1 rRNA gene (running past one end of the window) is annotated in these 1847 nt (G+C 56.5%); it reads left to right on the top strand.

Going from position 1 to position 1847, the window contains the following annotated elements:
• Positions 1 to 1825: ribosomal RNA gene (locus AB0F04_RS37765) — 23S ribosomal RNA — on the top strand (it extends 1369 nt beyond the left edge of the window).
• Positions 1826 to 1847: the final 22 nt, after the last annotated feature.

Genomic DNA, 1847 nt, shown 5'->3' with positions numbered 1-1847 from the left:
TGATGGGTAGGGGAGCGTCGTGTGCCGGGTGAAGCAGCACCGGAAGGTAGTTGTGGACGGTTCACGAGTGAGAATGCAGGCATGAGTAGCGATTCACACGTGAGAAACGTGTGCGCCGATTGACTAAGGGTTCCTGGGTCAAGCTGATCTGCCCAGGGTAAGTCGGGACCTAAGGCGAGGCCGACAGGCGTAGTCGATGGATAACCGGTTGATATTCCGGTACCCGCTGTGAAGCGTCAAACATCGAGCATCGTGATGCTAAGGCCGTGAAGCCGCCCCGGAGCCTTCGGGCAAAGGGGAGTGGTGGAGCCGCTGAACCAAGCGGTTAGTAGGTGAGTGATGGGGTGACGCAGGAAGGTAGTCCATCCCGGGCGGTGGTTGTCCCGGGGTAAGGGTGTAGGACGTCAGGTAGGCAAATCCGCCTGGCAATAGTCTGAGACCTGATGCCGAGCCGATTGTGGTGAAGTGGATGATCCTATGCTGTCGAGAAAAGCCTCTAGCGAGTTTCATGGCGGCCCGTACCCTAAACCGACTCAGGTGGTCAGGTAGAGAATACCGAGGCGTTCGGGTGAACTATGGTTAAGGAACTCGGCAAAATGCCCCCGTAACTTCGGGAGAAGGGGGGCCACACCTGGTGATGGACTTTACGTCCTGAGCTGGGGGTGGCCGCAGAGACCAGCGAGAAGCGACTGTTTACTAAAAACACAGGTCCGTGCGAAGCCGTAAGGCGATGTATACGGACTGACGCCTGCCCGGTGCTGGAACGTTAAGGGGACCGGTTAGCTCTGATTCGTCAGGGCGAAGCTGAGAACTTAAGCGCCAGTAAACGGCGGTGGTAACTATAACCATCCTAAGGTAGCGAAATTCCTTGTCGGGTAAGTTCCGACCTGCACGAATGGCGTAACGACTTCTCGACTGTCTCAACCATAGGCCCGGTGAAATTGCACTACGAGTAAAGATGCTCGTTTCGCGCAGCAGGACGGAAAGACCCCGGGACCTTTACTACAGTTTGATATTGGTGTTCGGTTCGGCTTGTGTAGGATAGCTGGGAGACTTTGAAGTTCACACGCCAGTGTGGGTGGAGTCGTCGTTGAAATACCAGTCTGGTCGTGCTGGATGTCTAACCTGGGTCCGTGATCCGGATCAGGGACAGTGTCTGATGGGTAGTTTAACTGGGGCGGTTGCCTCCTAAAGAGTAACGGAGGCGCCCAAAGGTTCCCTCAGCCTGGTTGGCAATCAGGTGTTGAGTGTAAGTGCACAAGGGAGCTTGACTGTGAGACCGACGGGTCGAGCAGGGACGAAAGTCGGGACTAGTGATCCGGCGGTGGCTTGTGGAAGCGCCGTCGCTCAACGGATAAAAGGTACCCCGGGGATAACAGGCTGATCTTCCCCAAGAGTCCATATCGACGGGATGGTTTGGCACCTCGATGTCGGCTCGTCGCATCCTGGGGCTGGAGTCGGTCCCAAGGGTTGGGCTGTTCGCCCATTAAAGCGGTACGCGAGCTGGGTTTAGAACGTCGTGAGACAGTTCGGTCCCTATCCGCTGTGCGCGTAGGAATATTGAGAAGGGCTGTCCCTAGTACGAGAGGACCGGGACGGACGAACCTCTGGTGTGCCAGTTGTTCTGCCAAGGGCATGGCTGGTTGGCTACGTTCGGGAGGGATAACCGCTGAAAGCATCTAAGCGGGAAGCCTGCTTCGAGATGAGTATTCCCACCTCCTTGAGAGGGTAAGGCTCCCAGTAGACGACTGGGTTGATAGGCCGGATATGGAAGCACGGTAACGTGTGGAGTTGACCGGTACTAATAGGCCGAGGGCTTGTCCTCAGTTGCTCGCGTCCACTGTGTT

The sequence above is a fragment of the Streptomyces sp. NPDC029041 genome, from assembly GCF_040637515.1.
Classification (GTDB): Bacteria; Actinomycetota; Actinomycetes; order Streptomycetales; family Streptomycetaceae; genus Streptomyces.
Note: the sequence above shows the minus strand (reverse complement) of the source record. Positions and strands in the feature narration are given on the sequence as shown.